Source organism: Escherichia sp. E10V5, assembly GCF_004212315.1.
Lineage (GTDB): Bacteria > Pseudomonadota > Gammaproteobacteria > Enterobacterales > Enterobacteriaceae > Escherichia.
Genome location: NZ_RHJM01000020.1, coordinates 24,706 through 46,835, shown reverse-complemented (window position 1 = coordinate 46,835; position 22,130 = coordinate 24,706). Strand labels below are relative to the sequence as shown.

19 protein-coding genes are annotated in these 22,130 nt (G+C 50.3%); 8 read left to right on the top strand and 11 right to left on the bottom strand.

Annotated features, from left to right (window positions below; genetic code table 11):
* The 9 genes from D9738_RS14795 to yeiP all read right to left on the bottom strand — a co-directional run bounded on the left by D9738_RS14795 (nt 1) and on the right by yeiP (nt 10,852).
* Nucleotides 1-1,026: an ABC transporter permease gene (locus D9738_RS14795; RefSeq protein WP_130217098.1), complete on the bottom strand. Its 1,026-nt coding sequence runs from the start codon at nt 1,024-1,026 to the stop codon at nt 1-3.
* Nucleotides 1,026-2,120, bottom strand: a complete 1,095-nt coding sequence (locus D9738_RS14790) for a microcin C ABC transporter permease YejB (RefSeq protein ID WP_130260507.1) — start codon at nt 2,118-2,120, stop codon at nt 1,026-1,028. Before D9738_RS14790 ends, D9738_RS14795 begins: the two co-directional genes overlap by 1 nt.
* Nucleotides 2,121-3,935 carry an extracellular solute-binding protein gene (locus D9738_RS14785; protein ID WP_130260506.1) on the bottom strand — a complete coding sequence of 605 codons (1,815 nt, stop codon included), beginning with the start codon at nt 3,933-3,935 and terminating at the stop codon, nt 2,121-2,123.
* Between the two features lie 81 nt (nt 3,936-4,016).
* Nucleotides 4,017-5,573 carry a cyclic di-GMP phosphodiesterase gene (locus D9738_RS14780; protein WP_130207104.1) on the bottom strand — a complete coding sequence of 519 codons (1,557 nt, stop codon included), beginning with the start codon at nt 5,571-5,573 and terminating at the stop codon, nt 4,017-4,019.
* Nucleotides 5,574-5,755: 182 nt separating this feature from the next.
* Nucleotides 5,756-6,322 carry a bifunctional murein DD-endopeptidase/murein LD-carboxypeptidase gene (gene mepS, locus D9738_RS14775; RefSeq protein WP_000241011.1) on the bottom strand — a complete coding sequence of 189 codons (567 nt, stop codon included), beginning with the start codon at nt 6,320-6,322 and terminating at the stop codon, nt 5,756-5,758.
* Nucleotides 6,323-6,743: 421 nt separating this feature from the next.
* On the bottom strand, nt 6,744-7,448 hold the full coding sequence (lpxT, locus tag D9738_RS14770; protein WP_130260505.1) for a Kdo(2)-lipid A phosphotransferase: 705 nt from the start codon (nt 7,446-7,448) through the stop codon (nt 6,744-6,746).
* Between the two features lie 38 nt (nt 7,449-7,486).
* Nucleotides 7,487-8,473 carry a zinc-binding GTPase YeiR gene (gene yeiR, locus D9738_RS14765; RefSeq protein WP_130260504.1) on the bottom strand — a complete coding sequence of 329 codons (987 nt, stop codon included), beginning with the start codon at nt 8,471-8,473 and terminating at the stop codon, nt 7,487-7,489.
* Between the two features lie 118 nt (nt 8,474-8,591).
* On the bottom strand, nt 8,592-10,058 hold the full coding sequence (locus D9738_RS14760) for a mannitol dehydrogenase family protein (RefSeq protein WP_130207098.1): 1,467 nt from the start codon (nt 10,056-10,058) through the stop codon (nt 8,592-8,594).
* A 221-nt stretch (nt 10,059-10,279) separates the two neighbouring features.
* Complete coding sequence (gene yeiP, locus D9738_RS14755; protein ID WP_001136827.1) at nt 10,280-10,852, bottom strand: elongation factor P-like protein YeiP; 573 nt, start codon at nt 10,850-10,852, stop codon at nt 10,280-10,282.
* A 154-nt stretch (nt 10,853-11,006) separates the two neighbouring features.
* On the opposite strand from yeiP, the gene D9738_RS14750 reads away from it, so the two are divergent.
* On the top strand, nt 11,007-11,261 hold the full coding sequence (locus D9738_RS14750; RefSeq protein ID WP_064526801.1) for a YkgJ family cysteine cluster protein: 255 nt from the start codon (nt 11,007-11,009) through the stop codon (nt 11,259-11,261).
* Here the strand turns inward: D9738_RS14750 and setB are convergent.
* Nucleotides 11,258-12,439: a sugar efflux transporter SetB gene (setB, locus tag D9738_RS14745; protein ID WP_130260503.1), complete on the bottom strand. Its 1,182-nt coding sequence runs from the start codon at nt 12,437-12,439 to the stop codon at nt 11,258-11,260. The genes D9738_RS14750 and setB overlap by 4 nt on opposite strands.
* A 367-nt stretch (nt 12,440-12,806) precedes the next feature.
* On the opposite strand from setB, the gene fruB reads away from it, so the two are divergent.
* The 6 genes from fruB to D9738_RS14715 all read left to right on the top strand — a co-directional run bounded on the left by fruB (nt 12,807) and on the right by D9738_RS14715 (nt 20,217).
* Nucleotides 12,807-13,937 carry a fused PTS fructose transporter subunit IIA/HPr protein gene (gene fruB / locus D9738_RS14740; RefSeq protein WP_130207094.1) on the top strand — a complete coding sequence of 377 codons (1,131 nt, stop codon included), beginning with the start codon at nt 12,807-12,809 and terminating at the stop codon, nt 13,935-13,937.
* Entirely contained in the window at nt 13,937-14,875 is a 939-nt protein-coding gene (gene fruK / locus D9738_RS14735; RefSeq protein ID WP_000091270.1) for a 1-phosphofructokinase, read from the top strand. The genes fruB and fruK overlap by 1 nt, the downstream gene beginning before the upstream one ends.
* A 16-nt stretch (nt 14,876-14,891) precedes the next feature.
* Nucleotides 14,892-16,583, top strand: coding sequence for a PTS fructose transporter subunit IIBC (gene fruA / locus D9738_RS14730; RefSeq protein ID WP_130260502.1), 1,692 nt, complete (start codon nt 14,892-14,894; stop codon nt 16,581-16,583).
* A 422-nt stretch (nt 16,584-17,005) separates the two neighbouring features.
* Nucleotides 17,006-17,947, top strand: coding sequence for a pseudouridine kinase (locus D9738_RS14725; RefSeq protein ID WP_130260501.1), 942 nt, complete (start codon nt 17,006-17,008; stop codon nt 17,945-17,947).
* The gene (gene psuG, locus D9738_RS14720) at nt 17,935-18,873 is read left to right on the top strand and encodes a pseudouridine-5'-phosphate glycosidase (protein WP_130217118.1); all 939 of its coding nucleotides are present in this window, start codon (nt 17,935-17,937) and stop codon (nt 18,871-18,873) included. The genes D9738_RS14725 and psuG overlap by 13 nt, the downstream gene beginning before the upstream one ends.
* Before the next feature lie 93 nt (nt 18,874-18,966).
* Nucleotides 18,967-20,217: a NupC/NupG family nucleoside CNT transporter gene (locus tag D9738_RS14715; RefSeq protein WP_130207086.1), complete on the top strand. Its 1,251-nt coding sequence runs from the start codon at nt 18,967-18,969 to the stop codon at nt 20,215-20,217.
* A gap of 58 nt (nt 20,218-20,275) precedes the next feature.
* Here D9738_RS14715 and D9738_RS14710 read toward each other — a convergent pair whose 3' ends face one another.
* Nucleotides 20,276-20,974, bottom strand: a complete 699-nt coding sequence (locus D9738_RS14710) for a transcriptional regulator YeiL (RefSeq protein ID WP_130260500.1) — start codon at nt 20,972-20,974, stop codon at nt 20,276-20,278.
* A 130-nt stretch (nt 20,975-21,104) separates the two neighbouring features.
* On the opposite strand from D9738_RS14710, the gene rihB reads away from it, so the two are divergent.
* On the top strand, nt 21,105-22,046 hold the full coding sequence (rihB, locus tag D9738_RS14705; RefSeq protein WP_130207082.1) for a ribosylpyrimidine nucleosidase: 942 nt from the start codon (nt 21,105-21,107) through the stop codon (nt 22,044-22,046).
* Nucleotides 22,047-22,130 lie beyond the last annotated feature (84 nt).

Sequence of the window (22,130 nt, the reverse complement as noted above, 5' to 3'; positions counted from 1 at the left end):
TTACACCGCCTTATTAGGATCAAATGCGTCGCGGACGGCTTCACCAATAAAGATCAGCAAAGACAACAATATCGCCACCGACAAGAAGGCAGTGATCCCAAGCCACGGAGCCTGAAGGTTATTTTTCCCTTGTAGCAGCAGTTCGCCGAGTGATGGTGAACCGAGCGGCAGACCGAAGCCGAGGAAATCGAGCGAGGTCAGGGTGGTTATCGAACTACATAAAATAAACGGTAAAAAGGTGAGGGTCGCGACCATGGCATTCGGCAACATATGACGCAGGATGATACTGCGATCGCTGACGCCAAGCGCCTGCGCTGCGCGGATGTAGTCGAAATTACGGGTACGTAAAAACTCAGCCCGTACCACGCCGACCAGACTCATCCAGCCAAATAAGACAGTAATTGCCAGCAGCCACCAGAAGTTAGGCTGTACGACGCTGGAAAGTAAAATAATCAAAAACAGCGTCGGCATCCCCGACCATACTTCAATAAAGCGTTGCCCCCAGAGATCGACTTTACCACCGTAATAGCCTTGCAGCGCCCCCGCCAGCACGCCCATTACGCTGGAGCAGAGTGTCAACATCAGACCAAACAGAACCGAGATCCGCGTGCCATACAGAATGCGCGCCAGCACATCGCCGCCGTTGGCATCCGTTCCCAGCCAGTTTTGCCGGGAAGGTGGGGAGGGGAAGGGCTTGTCGGTGGAAAAGTTGATACTGGTAGCGCCAAAGCGAATCGGCGCCCATAGTACCCAGCCTTTATCTTCCAGCCGTTGTTTCAGCCACGGGTCCTGATAATCAGCCTGACTTGCCAGCGGGCCGCCAAAATCACTCTCACTGTAGTTTTTCAGCAACGGGAAATACCAGCTGCCGTCATAACGTACCAGCAATGGCTTATCGTTGGCGATCAGTTCAGAACACAAACTCAAACCAAACAAGATGAGGAAAATCCATAACGACCAGTAGCCGCGGCGATTATGACGAAAACGCGCCCAACGGGCCTGATTGACGGGGCTGAGTCGCGACATTAGCGTCCCTCAAAATCAATACGAGGATCGACCAGCGTATAGCTGATATCACTGACAATATTCAGCAGCAGGCCAATCAGGGTGAAAATGTACAGGGTGCCAAACATCACCGGATAATCGCGCGAGACGGTCGCTTCGTAGCCCAGTAAACCGAGGCCATTGAGCGAAAACATCACCTCAATCAGCAGCGAGCCGGTGAAAAACATGCTGATAAACGTCGCCGGAAAACCGGCAATCACCAGCAGCATGGCGTTGCGGAACACATGTTTCCAGAGAATATTTTTTTCGCTTACCCCTTTCGCACGCGCGGTCACCACGTATTGCTTACGCACTTCATCAAGGAATGAGTTTTTTGTCAGCATGGTCAGCGCCGCAAAGCCGCCAATCACCGTAGCCAGCACCGGCAGCGTGATATGCCACAGATAATCCGTGATTTTCTGATACCACGGCAGCGAATCAAAGTTAGCGGAAACCAGGCCGCGTAGAGGGAACAGGTCGAAATAGCTGCCGCCCGCGAAGAAGACAATCAGCAGGATGGCGAACAAAAAGGCTGGAATGGCGTAGCCGATGATGATAAATGCGCTGCTCCAGACATCAAAGCGGCTGCCGTTATAAACGGCTTTGCGAATACCCAGCGGAATCGACACCAGATAGATAATCAGCGTGCTCCACAATCCGAGGGTGATGGAAACAGGCAGACTGTCTTTAATCAGCGCCAGCACCGAGGCGCTGCGAAACAGGCTGTCGCCAAAATCAAAGCGAATGTAGTCCCAAAGCATTTTGAAGTAACGTTCGTGGATCGGCTTATCGAAACCGTAGCGATGCGTGATCTCAGCGATCACTTCGGGATCTAACCCGCGTCCGCCACGGTAATTACTGTCGCTGATATTGCCGACGCCCGTTTGCGCATGGCTGGCACGAACGCCTTCGCCGCCTGCGCCGGGTAATACTCCGGCATTACCAAACTCAATGGCGGCGATGGCCTGGTCGACGGGGCCGCCAGGCGCAATTTGCACGATGAAAAAGTTGATGGTGATAATCGCCCATAATGTTGGGATCACCAGCAACAGACGGCGAATCAGGTAAGCGCCCATCTACTCTCCCTGTTTGCTGGCGGACGGCAGTTTGGCCGCTTTATTGACGTCATACCACCAGGTATCGATACCGAGGCTATAGATGGGGCGCACGGCTGGCTGGGAGAATTTATCCCACCAGGCGAGACGGTCTTCCGCCATGTACCACATCGGCAACATGTAATAATTCCACGTTAATACGCGATCCAGGGCGCGCCCCAGAGGCAGCAATTTTTCTTTATTTCCCTGGGCGGCAATAATTTGGTTAATTAGCGAGTCGATAACCGGGCTTTGCACGCCGGGGGCATTATAAGTGGAGTTGATATATTCCGATGACCAGGAAATCTGTAAATCGGAACTGGGCCACGGCATCGCCCGCCACACGCGCGGCATCATGTCATAGTCGCGGCTGCGCATTCGGTTGGTGATTTGCGAGTTATCCACCTTGCGAATGTCCATGTTGATACCCAGCCGTTGCAGGCTATGTTGGAACGGCAATACCCACTGACTATTGCTGCTTGCAGGAAGCAATAATTCAAAGCTGAGTGGCTGGCCTGTGGTGGTATTAACGCGTTGCTGACCTTTCAGCACCCAGCCTGCATCGTTGAGAAGTTTGTCGGCTTTTAACAGGTTGTCACGGTCGTAGCCATCGCCTTTGGACACTGGTGGCTGGTAGATTTGCGTGAACACTTCTGGCGGTAGATCTTTTTTCATTGGCGCCAAAAGCACCAGCTCAGCGGCGTCGGGGTAATTTCTGGCCGCGTATTCGGTATTCTGAAAATAACTGTTCGTGCGACTCCAGGCATTGTAAAACAACGCCTTATTCATCCATTCAAAGTCAAAGGCGAGGGTGATGGCTTCCCGGACCCGGCGATCGCTGAATACCGGTCGTTGAATATTAAACGCCAGCCAGCGCGTATCCTGGGCTGATTCGTTCTTTTGCTCATCTTTGATAATGTATTTTTTATCGAAATTCTTACCGGTATAGCGCGTAGCCCAGTTTTTGGCGTCGTTTTCCATACGCAAATCAAAGGCACCGGCTTTAAACGCTTCAAAAGCGACATTATCATCGAGGTAATAATCATAGCGAATGGTATCGAAATTCCAGCGACCACGATTTACCGGTAAATCGGCCGCCCAGTAATCTTTAACGCGAGAATAAACAATATTCTGGCCCATTTTCCAGGATGTAATGCGGTACGGACCACTGGCCAGCGGAGGCGTAGAGAGCGGGTTGCTAAGTTTATGATCCTTCCAGTACTTTTCTGGAAATACCGGCAGCGAAAACAGACTCAGCATATCTTCTTTGCCTGGTTTGGCTAATTCAATACGCACGGTTAATGGCGCTATGGCTTTGACCGTTGTGCCTTTGTATACCAGGCGAAACTGCGGCACGCCCTCGGTCATAAATTTTTGAAAAGTAAACTCAACGTCGCGCGCGGTAATCGGCGAACCATCATGAAAACGGGCGCGCGGATTGATAGCGACTTCTACCCAGGAATAATCGTCAGCATAGCGTGCGCTTTCGGCAATCAGCGGGTAATAACTGCCGGGTTCGTCATCGGAAGTGGTAAATAGCGTGTCGTACAGTTGCTCGGTGCGTGCGCCGGGGTTTCCGCGTAGTGCATAGCGGTTAAAATTATCGAAGGTACCAATGGAGGATAACGTTATTTGCCCGCCCTTCGGCGCAGCAGGATTCACATAATCAAAATGGTTGAAATTAAAAGCATACCGGGGTTCCCCCAGCACCGCAAAGGCATAGCTTTCCTTGATAGCTTGCGCCTGCGCACCGAAGGTGAACAGGGTGATAAACAGCAGCAGTATGCGCACAATCATCTGCAACGGATTTCCTTTTACTCATCATTAGCCGCAATCCGGCATGCTTCAACTATGAATAATAAGGGACACAAGCACACCTTACCACTGCGGCGTATGCGGTTTCTCCAGCCAGCGGACAAAATCATCTATCGGTAAGGGACGGCTAATCCAATAGCCTTGCAGGAAATTAACACCGCGCTCACGTAGCCAGCGCGCCTGTTCCGGTGTTTCGACACCTTCAGCAACCGTCAGCATATTGAGACGTTTCGCCAGCGTGAGCACCGCGTCAAGCACCGGAGATGTGACCGTTTCCGTACCTATAGCATTGATAAACCCACGGTCAATTTTCAGATACTCGAGCGTGAAGCGTTCCAGATAGATAAGCGCACTGTGTCCGGTGCCGAAGTCATCAATAGCAATTTCCACGCCGACAGAGTGCAGCCAGGCGAACAGTTTTGTGGCCTCATGCTCTTTCAGCATATCGCGCTCGGTTATCTCCAGTACAATCTGGAAATGGTGCGCGGGTAGGGAGGCGAGCAGCCGATGTATATCCGCTTTAAAGCTCTCGCTGTGCAGATGTTCCGGTGCGATATTAATGCCAAACTTTATGCCCACCGGCAGTACGTTTTGTAATTCAGCCGCATCACGGGCTATAAGCTCAAACAGATGCTGGGTCAGCGGCACGATCATCTTTTGCGATTCGGCATATTGAATGAAGGCATCCGGCGGGATTTCACCAGCAACAGGGTGACGCCAGCGTAGCAGCACTTCCAGGCCCGTGACCCGCAGCGTTGGTGTATCAACCACCGGCTGATACACCAGGTAAAATTGCTCACGTTTGATGGCAGCCATAATTTCTCTGCCAGGGCGCATGCGCACACTCATCAGGTAATAGCAGAGCAGGCCAACGACCGTTCCACTCATACCGCCCAGTAAAAACGCATACCACACATCGTTCCATGTCCAGTCATCAGCATAAAGACGCACAGTCAGCGGAATGCCTGTTATTTTGGTTTCGCGTACGGGTTTGCCGGATAACTCACGGACGTTCATCAAATGCGACGAAAATGTCGAAAGCACGGTATCGCCAATAATGAGTGCGATTCCGTCGAAATCTTGCTGACGAGAGCTATAGAGAAGATATGGCGTCAGGTGCAGGTTTAATGCTGCAAAAACGCCGCTATTTTTCAATAAAGGGTTGCGATACCAGATGACGATAGCGGGTTTGTTGGGCACCATTGGCGTGCCTGGCAACATCGCCATATCGACGTCTTTGTTAATATCGAGCGCCGGGATCAACTCATTGAGCGGTATATCCATTTCCCCCGTCGCTGATGAACAAAAGCTCTTTTTATCCTTCACCAGCACAAATGTGCGAACATTCATGCTAAACGCCGCGCGGGCAGTTAGTTCAGGGTTAGCCTGCTGACAGGTATCTAAGGTGAGCGGCTGTAGGCGGTCAGTGGTTAATTTCAGGTCGGCGAAGTAGGTATCGAGATACTTTTGTACGTCGGTAATCAGTGTGTCGTATTTGACTTCGTGTTTATGCCAGGCAACCAAAAACTGAAGACAGCTGACCAGTATTGCAATCATCACGCCCGCAATAATGCAGGTAAGCAGGATCTTACGTCCGGAAGAGGGAGCGCGTATGAACATGGTTCCGTTAATATTCCCGAGATTACGACAACGCTGAAGTGGAAGAGAATGACGGGACTATAGCCTGGTTCAAGGCACGGAAACATCATTTTCTATGATGAATGAAAACAAAAAAGCACTGCTTAAGCAGTGCCTTCAGTTAACTCGTCAGGATAGCCAAGGGATTGCATCCAAACGGTTTATTAGCTGCGGCTAAGAACCCGACGTGCTTCGTTGTAACGCTTTTTCCAGTACGGCTCATTCATGCTGGAAATAATAACACCACTGCTGGTGGAAGCATGAACGAACTGATTGTTGCCGATATAAATACCGACATGGCGTCCAGTTGAACCAGCACGGAACAGAACTAAGTCACCTGTACGCAAATTACTGCGGGAAACTGACTTGCCCATTTCCTGCTGTTCATAAGTTGAACGAGGAAGTTCTAAGCCAAATTGTTCGCGGAATGTACGCTGTACGAAACCAGAACAATCGATACCTTTTTTAGTGCTGCCACCCAGACGATAACGTACGCCTTTCCAGTCAGCATACTGATCCATAATTCGCGATTTTACGTCGACATTACGAACCAGATTTTCAAATTCATCCTGAGAAGCTTGCAGTGATGATGTTTCACTACCCACTGCACGTGTCTCAGGATGCATATTCTTTGCGGTGTTATTTGCACTACATGCAGAAAGCAGAACCGCTACTGCAATCGCGGGAATCCCGCGCAAGATATATCTCAAAATCGGTTGAGATTTGACCATGTTGTTTGTTTTCCCTTGAAGTCCTTAACGACAAATATCGTTATAAAAAAATGCCAAGCGACACGAGACTAATTACCTGGGCACGTTGAAACAATTCCTTAAGGCCAAATCTGTGGACTAACGCACAAAATTATATGCTGTGAGGATAATCTACCGCCGAGGCAAAACGTGTTCGAGATTACCCGATTGACGCGGTCTTGGCGAGCGGTTTTACATGATTTTTTATAAGAAAAAGTGATACAGAAAGTTAATAAACGGGATTGGTCAATTAAAGCACTGTTGTCTAAAAGATGCGCAATCCATTCATTTGCTTAGAGAATGATCATTTCACTTAATGAACGAGAGCAAAGTCGCACATCATCAGGATTATCCCTACTATGAAAATAAACCTGATGATGTTAATTACTGTGAGTTATTTGTTTTATGAATGTTTATTTTTTCCAGGCAGTGATTTGTCAAAAAAGGCGATTAATTGATCACTTAAAGGTGTCATTAGCCACCAGGGCAACCCAATCAATATCACCGTCATGGAACCGACAATGATATCGGTAAACCAATGTGCGCCAATCATCACTCTGGGAAATGCAAAAACCACAAATATAATAAGGGCGATTACTCCTGCGACTTTTCCGAAATATCGCCACATAAAAGCGGAAAAAATAAGCAGCATCATGCCATGATCGCCGGGAAAACTATCTCGTGAGGCATCTTTCGTTGGAACAGATAGCAGTTCGCTGACGCGGTTAATATCTGTAAAGGTCAATGTCGGACTGGCCCGTTTTACCGGAATAAATGCCTGGCCCAACTGGTTTAATACCACTGCGGTTAACAGCATGACCAGACCAATAATCACAATACGCCGTCTGCCGGGTGCGTTTTCTTTCAGCCAGAAACTCAGCATCAGTATTCCCATCGTCAGCAGTGAACAACCGTCGAAGGCGCGATTATTAGTCAACGCAACCAGCCATAAAAGAGTCTTGCTTTCGACCAGTTTCTGATTAAAAAAATAAAAAATATCCGCGTCAATTGGCAACCAGAATCCATGATTGACGGGAATGTACCAGGAAAGAAACAGCGCGAGGCCGACAATATTTAACAGCACTATTTGCGGCAAATTTTTGATCATATTTTCTCTAATTATCTTACTGAAAAACGCAGGCAACCTTACGCGTTGGTCGCTAAACGAAGCTTCAACAGCGCGCTCTGTAAGGCGTTCCAGTCAGTTTCGCTGCTGGAAATCAGCTCAATGCGGCTATCTGGTGGTGCAACGTTTTGCGTTTCAATGTGCAGGTCATCGCCCTGACGGTTGATGCGCACAAGACCTTCTGGTATCCGCATCACGCCTTTTACGCGTCCGACCGGCGCAAGTCGCGCCCATTCCAGAATGCCAATGGTGTCGAACACGGTATCAGCGTCGAATATCCAACCGCAGGCCTGGTGTCCTTGTCCGCTATTCAGACTGCGACGCCAGCGTTGATGCTCTGGCAGGCTTAATGCCGCTAATCCTTTTTTCTCGTTATGTTGATGCGAATGGGCAGCGCTGGCGGGTAACTCAGTTAAATTTCGACGAGGTAAATCCAGAAGATGACCTTCAATTTGCCCATGATCGCTGTGAATTAATTGCCGTTCGCCACCGTTTTGTTGCCACCAGCGTTGTAACGCTTGCTCGCTTTCTGGCGTAGCACGGTCGGATTTATTGGCGACAATGATGTCTGCGGCAGCCAGTTGATCACGGAAGTTTTCATTACCGACGCTTTTTTCGTCCAGCAGCAGGCGCGGATCGAGAATGCACAACGTGGCGCGCAGATCGATCCACGGTTCATAGACCGGCGCGGTTAACAGATCGAGGATCTGTTTCGGATGACCCAGTCCGGTCGGCTCTATCAGCAAGCGGTCTGGTTTTCCCTGGCGCAGTAAGGTATTCAACCCTACCTGCATGGGTAAACCATTAACGCAGCACATGCAGCCGCCGGGGATCTCTTTCAGCAATGCGCCGCTATCGGCGAGCAAAGCACCATCAATTCCGACTTCCCCAAATTCATTAACCAGAACCGCCCATTTTTCGTTGGGATCTTTGTGGGCTAGCAGATGAAGAATAGAGGTTGTTTTCCCGCTGCCGAGAAAACCGGTGATGAGGTTGGTCCTGGTCACAACGGCTCCGCAATAATCAGATGAGTTAACTGTGCGTTAATCCTGGCTAAAAAAGGCGGAAAAGAGAAGAGAGAGGGCGGACGAAGCGATGCTCCATCCGCTTTAACCGCAGAAATCGTTAAATTTTGAGGGTGTTTAATAGCGCCTGATGCGCGCCGAACTGCGCGATTTGTTGCCAGGCTTGTTCGATGGCCTGCACAAAATGCGGGTTATCTGGTAGGTCATCACCGAATACTTCACGCAAAGAAAGCAGGGCGGTGACGCGTTGTTCACTGCTACTGCCCGCAACGAGGTTGTGAATTTTATCGTAAAGCGGATCGCGGACATCGATAGCTTTTCCGGCATCATCTACGCCGCTCACATAGCGCATCCAACCTGCGACGCCTAATGCCAGTAACGGCCAGTTTGTTTCGCGAGCCAGATGGATGCGAATCCCTGCCAACATGCGTTGCGGTAATTTTTGACTGCCATCCATCGCGATTTGCCAGGTCTTATGTTTCAGCGCTGGATTGGCAAAACGTTCAATTAACGTATCCGCATAGTATGTTAAATCGACATCTTTAATCCGTAGCGTTGGCGCTTGCTCCTCCAGCATTAATGTTCTGGCGGCATGGCGAAATGCGCGGTCCTGCATGCAATCACTAATATGGGCGAATCCAGCCAGGTAGCCCAGATAAGCGAGAAAAGAGTGGCTGCCATTAAGCATGCGCAGTTTCATCTCTTCCCACGGCAGGACATCATCCACCATTTGTACACCTGCGATTTCCCAGGCTGGGCGCCCTGCGACGAAGTTATCTTCTACCACCCACTGGATAAACGGCTCGCAGCTAATTGCACAGGGATCATTCACGCCCAGATATTGGCTAATTTCTGCCAGTGATTCTTCCGTTGCTGCCGGGACAATGCGGTCGACCATGGTTCCCGGAAAGCTGACGTGTTCTTTTATCCACTCGGCAAGTTCTGGAGAGCGTTTTTCAGCCATCCCCAGCACCGCATTTTTCACCACATGACCATTGTCGGGAATATTATCGCAGGAAAGTACGGTAAACGGCGCAAGGCCACGTTCACGACGGCGTTTCAGCGCTTCGACAAGAATGCCTGGCGCGGAGTGAGGTTCTTCCGGGCTTTGTAAGTCATGAATAATCCGCGAATTATTGGTATCAAGCGCACCGGTGGCCGGGTCGATACAATAACCTTTTTCGGTAATGGTCAGGGACACAATTGCCACCTGCGGTTCGCAAAACTTCTCAATAATCGCCGCTAAGGAATCCAGTTTTGCATTCAGGCATTCATGAACGGCCCCGACAATAATCGCCTGATTGCCGTCTGCGCCTTTCTCCAACACGGTATATAAATGATCCTGTTCGCGAAGTTGGCTCATTAGCCGATCGCCGCTGAACAAACTGATTTCACAGATCCCCCAATCGCTGCTCTGGGCATTCAGCACACGGTCGGTCAGTAACGCCTGATGTGCGCGGTGAAAGGCTCCAAAGCCAAAATGAACGATACGGGATTTCAATTGCTGGCGATCGTAACGTGGAGTGTGAATGTGAGGCGGGAACGTAGTGGAGGCAATTGTGTTCATAGAAGTCACGTCTTAGTAACGATTGATTAACAACGCTAGTGTAAAGTTATATGACAGCAATTGAAATTGGTCTGGATTGTTAATGCGATGAAGTGTGAGGACGATCAATTTACAAGTGAATATTGCAGGCGAAAGGTGTTCAGGAGGCGCAAAATGAAGGATTGGTATAATAAATTAAAAAGGGACAGTCTGAGCTGTCCCTTTTCTGAATGTGGCTGAAGTTAGTCAGCACGCCCCATATAACGGCGTTCTTCGATATGGATACGAATTTTTTCGCCCGGGCTTAAGTATTCTGGTACCTGAATCACCAGGCCGGTGCTCAAGGTCGCCGGTTTGTTACGGGCACTGGCAGAAGCGCCTTTGATGCCAGGAGCGGTTTCAACGATTTCCAGATCAACGGTCTGCGGCAGTTCAAGCGCCAGCAGTTGACCGTCCCAGGTCAGAACCTGCATGTCTGGCATGCCGCCTTCCGGCATAAACAGCAGTTCTTCTTCAATCTGATCTTTGGTGAAGGTATACGGGGTATAGTCTTCTTTATCCATAAAGACATATTCGTTGCCATCGACGTAGGAGAAGTCAACGTAGCGGCGGGTCAGCGTCACGGTATCAACGATATCATCGCCTTTAAAGCGTTCTTCCACTTTCAGTCCGGTACGGACGTCTGAAAAACGCATTTTGTACAGCGTAGCGGCACCGCGGGCGGTAGGCGACTGAATATCAATGTCCTTAACCAGCAGCAGTTTGCCGTTGTAATTCAGTACCATACCTTTTTTAATTTCGTTCGCTCTTGGCATCGAAAAATTCCTGTTGTCGAAAATGTCAAAAATATCGCGACAAACTACTCGCGACGGGCCTTTCAGGCAAGTGGTATTCGCACTTTTGCTGGTGCCAAAAAGGTGGTAATGTGCGCGCTCCTCAATCCGGTGGTTAACCTTAAGAGAACAACGTATGGAATGCCGTCCGGGTTGCGGGGCGTGTTGCACCGCCCCCTCAATCTCCAGTCCTATTCCCGGTATGCCAGATGGCAAGCCCGCCAATACGCCCTGCATTCAGCTTGATGAACAGCAACGCTGTAAAATTTTCACATCTCCACTGCGGCCGAAAGTTTGCGCAGGCTTGCAGGCCAGTGCTGAAATGTGCGGTAACACGCGTCAGCAGGCCATGACCTGGCTTATCGATCTGGAAATGTTGACCGCGCCTTAAACATCTTTAATCCGCAGCAAGCAAAACAGGGTGGCGATAACCATCACCATCGCAAACCAGAACACCGCGTGATAATTCCAGATCTCGGCGACGATGCCCGCAACTGAACCAGCGATGATCCAGCCCACGCGCGACGTATTGGTATAGAGCGTGGTGGCTGAACCTGCCTGACCGGGCATCAGGTCCTGGAAATAGAGCATCCCGATACCGCCCAGAATGCCGATAAAAATAGCATTCAGCAGTTGTAAGCCCAACAGAATGACAGGTGAATGTGCCATCAGCATACCTGCGTAAAAACAGATGCCACCTACGGCGGCAACGCGCATTAAGAAGCGCTTACCCAGACGTTTGGCAAAATATCCGGCAATCAACATGGTCGGAATTTCCAGCCCGGCTGCGGTCCCCATCATCACGCCCGCCAGTTTCTCAGGAAGATGCAGTTCGTTGATAATAAATAGTGGCATGTTGATGATATACAGACTGTTCGAGCCCCACATCAATGTACAAATCACAAACAACAGCAGTGTATCGCGACGATTACGGCGAGGCGCTTCAACCGTGTCAGTTGCTTGCGGCACCTCTTTTTGCATCGACGGTAAAAACAACCACACCATCACACCGCAGACAATAAACGCCACGGCCGCGCTGAGATACATTACCGTAAAGCTGAATCCCATCGCTAAGGCATACGCCAGCGGCGGGCCAATGACCCACGCTAACGATACCTGGGCGCGTAAAAAAGAGCTGAACATCACCGCTTCACGCCCGGTTTTGTCGGCATGTTCACGAGCAAGAGCAAACATTTGCGGGTTGGCGGTAGAACCAAAGCTGCTTAAAAAAACGCCCACGAATAACAAAACAAAGTAGTTGCGATTCCAGGCAAAAAGGGTACAGGCCAGCATGCCTAACAGGCAGCAAAAGACAATCAGCGATTTACGATCGCCGCGTTTATCAGAGCGTCCGGCGAGAAACTGACTGACCAGAATTCCGATAACGGCGCTGCCGGTAAAGAAGAATCCCACCATCGCCGGGCGCGCGTGCACTTCATCAGTGAGGAAAATACTTAGCGTCGGGGTTTGCAGGGCGCCTGCAATACCGGTGAGAAAGGCAACAATTAAAAACGCCGCTGACGTCAGGTCAAACGATTTCGCGCTGGAAACTGCGGGGGAGTTATGCATGCTGGTCGATCAGTGAAAGATGAAGACGCGGAGTTTACGCTGCCTGTCAGAAAATAAACAGTCAGTGAAATCAAACTCGCTACGAATAATCAAAATGGCATTTCACTCTTGCTGATCCTCAGCTGACGCCGTCGAAATGCTAATGCTGATGGCTAATTTCACTGTCAGCATTTCAGATTTTTGGCAAAAAAATGTGCAGCACATCAAACTTTTGGACATAATTTAGCGGCTTCCCTTGCGTGCTGAAGAAGAAGTATTATTCTTGATTGAAACGTTTCAGCGCGATCTTGTCTTTAATCCTAAGCCAGGTTGGCGCTTTTTTTCTCATAGAAGCTGAATCGTTTCAATTCAGCAAGAGAGGAGAACTATGTTCCAGTTATCCGTACAGGACATCCATCCGGGCGAGAAGGCCGGAGACAAAGAAGAGGCTATTCGCAAGGTCGCCGCGGCGCTGGTGCAAGCCGGTAATGTAGCGGAAGGCTACGTCAATGGCATGCTGGCGCGCGAACAGCAAACCTCAACCTTTCTCGGCAACGGGATTGCTATTCCACACGGTACTACCGACACCCGCGATCAGGTACTGAAAACCGGCGTTCAGGTATTTCAGTTCCCGGAAGGTGTGACATGGGGTGAAGGTCAAGTCGCGTACGTGGCTATCGGTATTGCCGCCAGCTCCGATGAACATCTGGGCTTGCTGCGCCAACTAACCCATGTACTGAGCGATGATTCCGTTGCTGAACAACTGAAGTCAGCAACAACAGCAGAAGAACTTCGCGCATTGCTGATGGGCGAAAAGCAGAGTGAGCAGCTGAAGCTTGATAACGAAATGCTGACACTGGATATCGTTGCCAGTGATTTGCTGACCCTGCAAGCGTTAAACGCCGCTCGTCTGAAAGAAGCGGGCGCAGTTGACGCTACCTTCGTCACCAAAGCCATCAACGAGCAGCCATTAAATCTCGGGCAAGGCATCTGGCTGAGCGATAGCGCCGAAGGTAATCTGCGTAGCGCGATTGCGGTAAGCCGTGCGGCAAATGCTTTTGATGTGGACGGCGAAACGGCTGCCATGCTGGTGAGTGTGGCGATGAATGACGATCAGCCCGTCGCGGTTCTTAAGCGTCTCGCCGATTTGCTGCTCGACAATAAAGCTGACCGCTTGCTGAAAGCAGATGCGGCAACGCTGCTGGCACTGCTGACCAGCGATGATGCGCCGACCGACGACGTGTTAAGCGCGGAGTTTGTGGTGCGCAATGAACACGGCCTGCATGCCCGTCCAGGCACCATGTTGGTCAATACCATTAAACAATTTAACAGTGATATTACCGTGACAAACCTTGATGGCACCGGCAAACCGGCAAACGGACGTAGTCTGATGAAAGTTGTAGCACTTGGCGTTAAGAAAGGTCATCGCCTACGCTTTACCGCCCAGGGACCAGATGCTGAACAGGCGCTGAACGCCATTGGCGACGCCATCGCCGCAGGTCTTGGGGAGGGCGCGTAATGAGCAGACGTGTTGCTACGATCACCCTTAATCCGGCTTATGACCTTGTTGGTTTCTGCCCGGAAATTGAACGCGGCGAAGTGAACCTGGTAAAAACCACCGGTCTGCATGCGGCGGGTAAAGGTATCAACGTTGCCAAAGTTCTGAAAGATCTGGGTATTGATGTCACTGTTGGCGGCTTCCTCGGTAAAGATAACCAGGATGGGTTTCAGCAATTGTTCAGCGAGCTGGGCATTGCCAACCGTTTCCAGGTTGTACAGGGGCGCACCCGTATTAATGTCAAGTTGACGGAAAAAGACGGCGAAGTGACCGACCTCAACTTCTCGGGTTTTGAAGTCACTCCAGCCGACTGGGAACGCTTTGTGACGGATTCTCTGAGCTGGCTTGGTCAGTTCGATATGGTCTGTGTCAGCGGCAGTTTACCATCAGGCGTCAGCCCGGAAGCCTTCACCGACTGGATGACTCGCCTGCGTAGTCAGTGTCCTTGCATTATCTTTGATAGTAGTCGTGAAGCGTTAGTGGCAGGTTTGAAAGCGGCACCGTGGCTGGTGAAACCTAACCGCCGCGAGCTGGAAATCTGGGCTGGCCGTAAACTGCCTGAAATGAAAGATGTGATTGAAGCTGCGCATGCGCTGCGTGAACAAGGTATCGCGCATGTCGTTATTTCACTGGGTGCCGAAGGCGCGCTTTGGGTTAATGCCTCCGGCGAATGGATCGCCAAACCACCGTCAGTCGATGTCGTAAGCACCGTTGGCGCAGGGGATTCTATGGTTGGTGGCCTGATTTATGGCTTGCTGATGCGTGAATCCAGTGAACACACTCTGCGTCTGGCGACAGCTGTTGCTGCCCTGGCGGTAAGTCAAAGCAATGTGGGTATTACCGATCGTCCGCAGTTGGCCGCAATGATGGCGCGCGTCGACTTACAACCTTTTAACTGACAGCAGGAGAGGCATAATGAAAACGCTGCTGATTATTGACGCTAATCTCGGTCAGGCACGCGCCTATATGGCGAAGACCCTGCTGGGCGCGGCGGCGCGAAAAGCAAAACTGGAAATCATCGACAATCCGAACGACGCTGAAATGGCGATTGTTCTCGGTGATTCCATCCCGAACGACAGCGCGCTGAACGGTAAAAATGTCTGGCTGGGCGATATTTCCCGGGCAGTTGCGCACCCTGAGCTGTTCCTGAGTGAAGCCAAAGGCCATGCGAAACCTTACACTGCGCCGGTCGCTGCGACAGCACCGGTTGCTGCCAGTGGTCCGAAACGCGTAGTTGCGGTGACTGCTTGCCCGACCGGGGTGGCGCACACTTTTATGGCGGCAGAAGCCATTGAAACCGAAGCGAAAAAACGTGGCTGGTGGGTGAAAGTTGAAACTCGTGGCTCTGTAGGCGCGGGTAATGCCATCACCCCTGAAGAAGTGGCAGCGGCGGATCTGGTGATTGTGGCGGCAGATATTGAAGTCGATCTGGCGAAATTTGCTGGTAAACCGATGTATCGCACCTCTACCGGTCTGGCGCTGAAGAAAACCGCGCAGGAACTGGATAAAGCCGTTGCTGAAGCGACGCCTTACGAACCAGCAGGCAAAGCTCAAACGGCGGCGACTGAAGGCAAGAAAGAGAGTGCAGGCGCGTATCGTCACTTGCTGACGGGCGTTTCCTACATGTTGCCGATGGTGGTTGCTGGCGGTCTGTGTATCGCGCTTTCTTTTGCTTTTGGTATCGAAGCGTTTAAAGAGCCGGGTACGTTGGCAGCGGCGCTGATGCAGATTGGGGGCGGTTCAGCCTTTGCGCTGATGGTGCCGGTACTGGCAGGTTATATTGCCTTCTCTATTGCCGACCGTCCGGGCCTCACGCCTGGCCTGATTGGCGGTATGCTGGCGGTCAGCACCGGTTCTGGTTTCATTGGCGGTATTATTGCGGGCTTCCTGGCTGGTTACATTGCGAAGTTAATCAGTACGCAATTGAAACTGCCGCAGAGTATGGAGGCGCTGAAACCGATCCTGATCATTCCGCTGATTTCCAGTCTGGTGGTTGGTCTGGCGATGATCTACCTGATCGGTAAACCGGTTGCTGGCATCCTCGAAGCTCTGACTCACTGGCTGCAAACGATGGGGACTGCGAATGCTGTTCTGCTGGGCGCGATCCTTGGCGGCATGATGTGTACTGACATGGGTGGTCCGGTTAACAAAGCGGCATACGCGTTCGGTGTGGGTCTGCTGAGTACCCAAACCTATGGCCCAATGGCAGCGATTATGGCGGCAGGTATGGTGCCACCGCTGGCAATGGGGCTGGCAACGATGGTGGCGCGTCGCAAATTCGACAAAGCGCAGCAGGAAGGCGGCAAAGCAGCTCTGGTTCTGGGACTGTGCTTTATTTCCGAAGGTGCAATTCCGTTTGCTGCCCGTGATCCGATGCGTGTGCTGCCGTGCTGTATCGTTGGTGGGGCGTTGACTGGTGCAATCTCTATGGCGATTGGTGCGAAACTGATGGCACCGCACGGTGGTCTGTTTGTTCTGCTGATCCCGGGCGCAATTACGCCGGTACTGGGTTACCTGGTGGCAATTATTGCCGGTACGCTGGTGGCGGGTTTGGCTTATGCCTTCCTGAAACGTCCGGAAGTGGACGCGGTAGCGAAAGCAGCGTAATAAAAGGTGTGTTACAGGGCAGAAATTTCCTGCCCTGTATCATTTGAAGATCGCAAGGTGATTGACCCGTTCTTGAGGGTAACTCTATGAATTTATCTATTTTATCTTTAAGTTGAAACCTGAAATCTTCATCAAACATTAACCTTATTTTCTCAAGGGCAGATTAATTTCTGCCCTTTTTTATTGCTTCCGTTCTGTGCATCCCGTCACAAATTCTCCGTTTTTTTAATCCATGCATTTAATAGCGTTTTGTGAGCCTGTTCAAATCTGCCCATTTTGCTCATCTGGCGGCAATTTACTTTAAGTAAAACATGCATACTATGAGCACATGTTTAAATACGAACACATGTTTAAACGTTATTTGCAGTACCTATATTCTTGTGGATTGACAGAGTTGGTAATTTTTTACCAGGGGACGTGCTATGCGCGAAAAGGAATATGTCGTAATTATAGGTTCGGCGAATATTGATGTCGCCGGATATTTACATGAATCATTAAATTATGCGGATTCAAATCCAGGTAAAATAAAATTTACTCCTGGTGGAGTAGGGCGCAATATCGCGCAAAATCTGGCGTTACTGGGAAATAAAGTCTGGCTACTTAGCGCTGTAGGCAGTGATTTTTATGGTCAATCGCTCCTGACGCAAACCAATCAATCCGGTGTTTATGTCGAGAAATGCCTGATTGTGCCAGGGGAAAATACGTCGAGCTATTTATCATTGCTCGATAATACCGGTGAAATGTTGGTTGCTATAAATGACATGAATATTAGTAACTGTATTTCTGCGGAATATCTCGCACAGCACCGTGAATTTATCCAGGGAGCAAAGGTCATTGTCGCTGACTGTAATATCAGTGAAGAGGCGTTGGTCTGGATTCTGGATAATGCCGCCGACGTACCTGTATTTGTCGATCCAGTTTCGGCATGGAAATGTGTCAAAGTGCGCGACCGTCTAAGTCAGATCCACACCCTGAAGCCAAACCGCCTTGAAGCAGAAACCCTGAGCGGGATTGCGTTGTCAGGGCGTGAAGATGTCGCAAAAGTTGCCGCCTGGTTCCATCAACATGGCCTGAACCGCCTGGTACTGAGTATGGGCGGAGACGGCGTTTACTACAGTGAAATCGGCGGTGAAAACGGCTGTTCTGCACCGATTAAAACCAATGTCATTAATGTTACCGGAGCGGGCGATGCCATGATGGCAGGTCTTGCTTCGTGTTGGGTCGACGGTATGCCGTTTGCCGAATCTGTTCGTTTTGCACAGGGATGTTCGTCAATGGCGCTCTCCTGTGAATACACCAATAACCCCAATTTATCGATTGCCAACGTTATATCGTTAGTGGAGAACGCAGAATGTCTGAATTAAACATTTCCCCTGAATTATTACAAATTTCCCCGGAAGTTCAGGATGCTTTAAAAAGCAAAAAACCAGTAGTTGCGCTGGAATCGACCATTATCTCTCACGGTATGCCGTTTCCACAAAATGCCCAGACGGCAATTGAAGTGGAAGAAACTATTCGTAAACAGGGCGCTGTACCTGCCACTATCGCCATTATTGGTGGCGTCATGAAAGTGGGCTTAAGCAAAGAAGAAATTGAATTGCTGGGTCGTGAAGGACATAACGTAACCAAAGTTAGCCGTCGCGATTTACCTTTTGTTGTTGCCGCCGGAAAAAATGGCGCAACCACCGTTGCTTCAACGATGATTATTGCGGCGCTTGCCGGAATTAAAGTATTTGCAACCGGTGGTATTGGCGGTGTGCATCGCGGGGCGGAACATACCTTCGATATTTCTGCCGATTTGCAAGAACTGGCGCACACCAATGTCACCGTAGTTTGTGCCGGGGCGAAATCTATTCTCGATTTAGGCTTAACTACCGAATATTTAGAAACTTTCGGTGTACCGCTAATTGGCTATCAGACCAAAGCGCTGCCTGCGTTTTTCTGCCGTACCAGCCCGTTTGACGTCAGCATTCGTCTCGATAGTGCCACAGAAATTGCCCGCGCGATGGCGGTGAAATGGCAAAGCGGGCTGAACGGTGGCCTCGTGGTAGCGAACCCGATCCCGGAACAGTTTGCTATGCCGGAACACACTATCAATGCGGCGATCGATCAGGCGGTAGCTGAAGCTGAAGCGCAGGGTGTTATTGGTAAAGAAAGTACGCCGTTCTTGCTGGCGCGTGTTGCTGAACTGACCGGCGGTGACAGCCTGAAATCCAACATCCAGCTGGTGTTCAACAACGCCATTCTGGCGAGTGAAATTGCCAAAGAATACCAGCGTCTCGCGGGTTAATTTCCGACGGGCAGAAAGCCGTCGCCCGTACTGATCATACATACCGAAACCTGGCGCTGGCGCCGGGTTTACTGGCATAAAGGGAAAATCATTATGGATATAATGAGAAGTTTGGTGGGTATGGTGGTATTGCTGGCAATTGCGTTTGTGTTGTCGGTGAATAAAAAGGGCATCAGTTTGCGCACTGTTGGGGCCGCGCTGCTGCTGCAAATCGCCATTGGAGGCATCATGCTCTATTTTCCGCCGGGAAAATGGGCAGTAGAACAGGCGGCATTAGGCGTTCATAAAGTGATGTCTTACAGTGATGCCGGTAGCGCCTTCATTTTTGGTTCGCTGGTTGGGCCGAAAATGGATGTTCTCTTTGATGGCGCGGGCTTTATCTTCGCCTTTCGCGTACTCCCGGCGATTATCTTCGTCACTGCGCTTATCAGCCTACTGTACTACATTGGCGTAATGGGACTGCTGATTCGTATTCTTGGCAGTATTTTCCAGAAAGCCCTCAACATCAGCAAAATCGAATCTTTTGTTGCGGTTACCACTATTTTCCTCGGGCAAAACGAGATCCCGGCGATCGTAAAACCGTTTATCGATCGCATGAATCGCAACGAGTTGTTTACCGCAATTTGTAGCGGGATGGCGTCCATTGCTGGTTCGATGATGATTGGTTATGCCGGAATGGGCGTGCCGATTGACTACCTGTTAGCGGCATCGCTGATGGCTATCCCCGGCGGTATTTTGTTTGCGCGTATTCTTAGCCCAGCAACCGAGCCTTCGCAGGTGACATTTGAAAACCTGTCATTCAGCGAAACGCCGCCAAAAAGCTTTATCGAAGCGGCGGCGAGCGGTGCGATGACCGGGCTGAAAATCGCCGCTGGTGTGGCGACGGTGGTAATGGCGTTTGTCGCAATTATTGCGCTGATCAACGGCATTATCGGCGGAATTGGCGGCTGGTTTGGTTTCGCCAATGCCTCTCTGGAAAGTATTTTTGGCTATGTGCTGGCACCGCTGGCGTGGATCATGGGGGTAGACTGGAGTGATGCCAACCTTGCGGGTAGTCTGATTGGGCAGAAACTGGCGATAAACGAATTTGTTGCTTACCTGAGTTTCTCACCGTATCTGCAAACGGGTGGCACGCTGGAAGTGAAAACCGTGGCAATTATCTCCTTTGCGCTGTGTGGTTTTGCTAACTTTGGTTCTATCGGCGTTGTCGTTGGGGCGTTTTCGGCTATTTCGCCAAAACGTGCTCCGGAAATCGCCCAGCTTGGTTTACGGGCGCTGGCAGCAGCGACGCTTTCCAACCTGATGAGTGCGACTATTGCCGGGTTCTTTCTTGGGTTGGCGTAATGCTCGATTTGTAGTCCGGATAAGACGTATCCGGCAATCGCGCTATTGCAAATAATTTTTACTGCATCATCCCGGAGAATTTATTCTCCGGGTCCATCTCCAGCGCCAGTCCTGACAACTGCTTTCTGTTTTTAATTAGATACCCTTTCTTGTTTTTAATTAATAAACCGTCGTGAATGAATTGCGCGAGAACATATAAAAGATGTCGATAAGAAACGCCTAAATACTCTGCGGCTTGCGTGTGCTTTTCGTGATAAAGATCACTTTCCTGCGAGAGTAATATAAATGCTGCCAGGCGATTCACTAACGGAAATGATTGGTTCTGAGTTAAAGAAACAATATTGCGATAATTTTTATGACTTAAGGTGACGCAGAGTTTTCGTAAAAAAAGCGTGTCGTTTAATAACAGCGGACGGTAATGTTTCATAGGGAGCGCAAGGCACCAACACTCTTCAATAGCCTGTACCGCACGCGGTTCATGGTCTTTGTCGATTAACTCAATCTCGCCAATAAAACAGGGCGCGGCAAAGAAATCGATCAGCGACACGCGACCATTAGCTAGCGTGGCGTAAAGCCTGGCACGGCCTCGCGTCAGGTAAAACAGCCAGGACGGCTGTTGCCCTTCCTGCACAATGTAGTCACGCGCTAAAAAATGAAACAGTCGCGTATCGGCTGAAACATCCGTTGAAAAGCAATCCTTAAATGCGGATTCGTTAATCAGTTGTTGCTTCAATTCATTATTGTGGATTTCTTTCACGATGTTTATCCGCTATGAGATTTCTCATATTTAGCATACGTACGCTGTTGTTAAGATTCAATCATCGGCCCGGTCGAATTTTCTTTGCTGTAGAAAAAAATAACGCAACTGGAAACAGAGGAAATAAACAATGGAAAAGAGAAAAATTATTCTGGATTGTGATCCGGGTCATGATGATGCTATTGCCATAATGATGGCTGCGAAACATCCGGCGATTGATTTATTAGGTATCACTATTGTGGCGGGTAATCAGACGCTTGATAAAACATTAATTAATGGCCTGAATGTTTGCCAGAAACTGGAGATTAATGTTCCGGTTTATGCGGGGATGCCGCAGCCCATTATGCGTCAACAAATTGTTGCCGATAATATTCACGGTGAAACCGGACTGGATGGCCCGGTATTCGAGCCGTTGACCCGCCAGGCAGAAAACACTCATGCGGTGAAATACATCATCGATACCCTGATGGCAAGCGATGGCGATATCACTCTGGTGCCGGTTGGTCCATTGTCAAACATCGCGGTGGCAATGCGCATGCAACCCGCAATCCTGCCCAAAATCCGTGAAATTGTACTGATGGGCGGTGCTTACGGTACAGGTAACTTCACGCCGTCTGCCGAGTTCAACATCTTTGCTGACCCGGAAGCCGCACGCGTGGTGTTCACCTCCGGCGTTCCGTTGGTGATGATGGGCCTCGATCTCACCAACCAGACCGTTTGCACCCCGGACGTGATTGCACGGATGGAAAGGGCAGGCGGCCCTGCCGGGGAGCTGTTCAGCGACATCATGAACTTCACTCTCAAAACGCAGTTCGAAAACTACGGTCTGGCTGGCGGCCCGGTGCATGACGCCACCTGCATCGGTTATCTGATTAACCCGAATGGCATTAAAACCCAGGATATGTACGTCGAAGTGGACGTTAATAGCGGCCCTTGCTACGGGCGTACCGTCTGCGACGAGTTGGGCGTTCTTGGCAAGCCCGCCAATACCAAAGTCGGCATCACTATTGATACCGACTGGTTCTGGGGCTTAGTCGAAGAGTGCGTTCGCGGCTACATCAAAACCCATTAAGTGTTGATAACAAGCCGGGTCAGTATCGCAAGATGCAGCCCCGGCTATTTCTGATGGGCAGAAAGCCGTCGCCCAAAATGACAT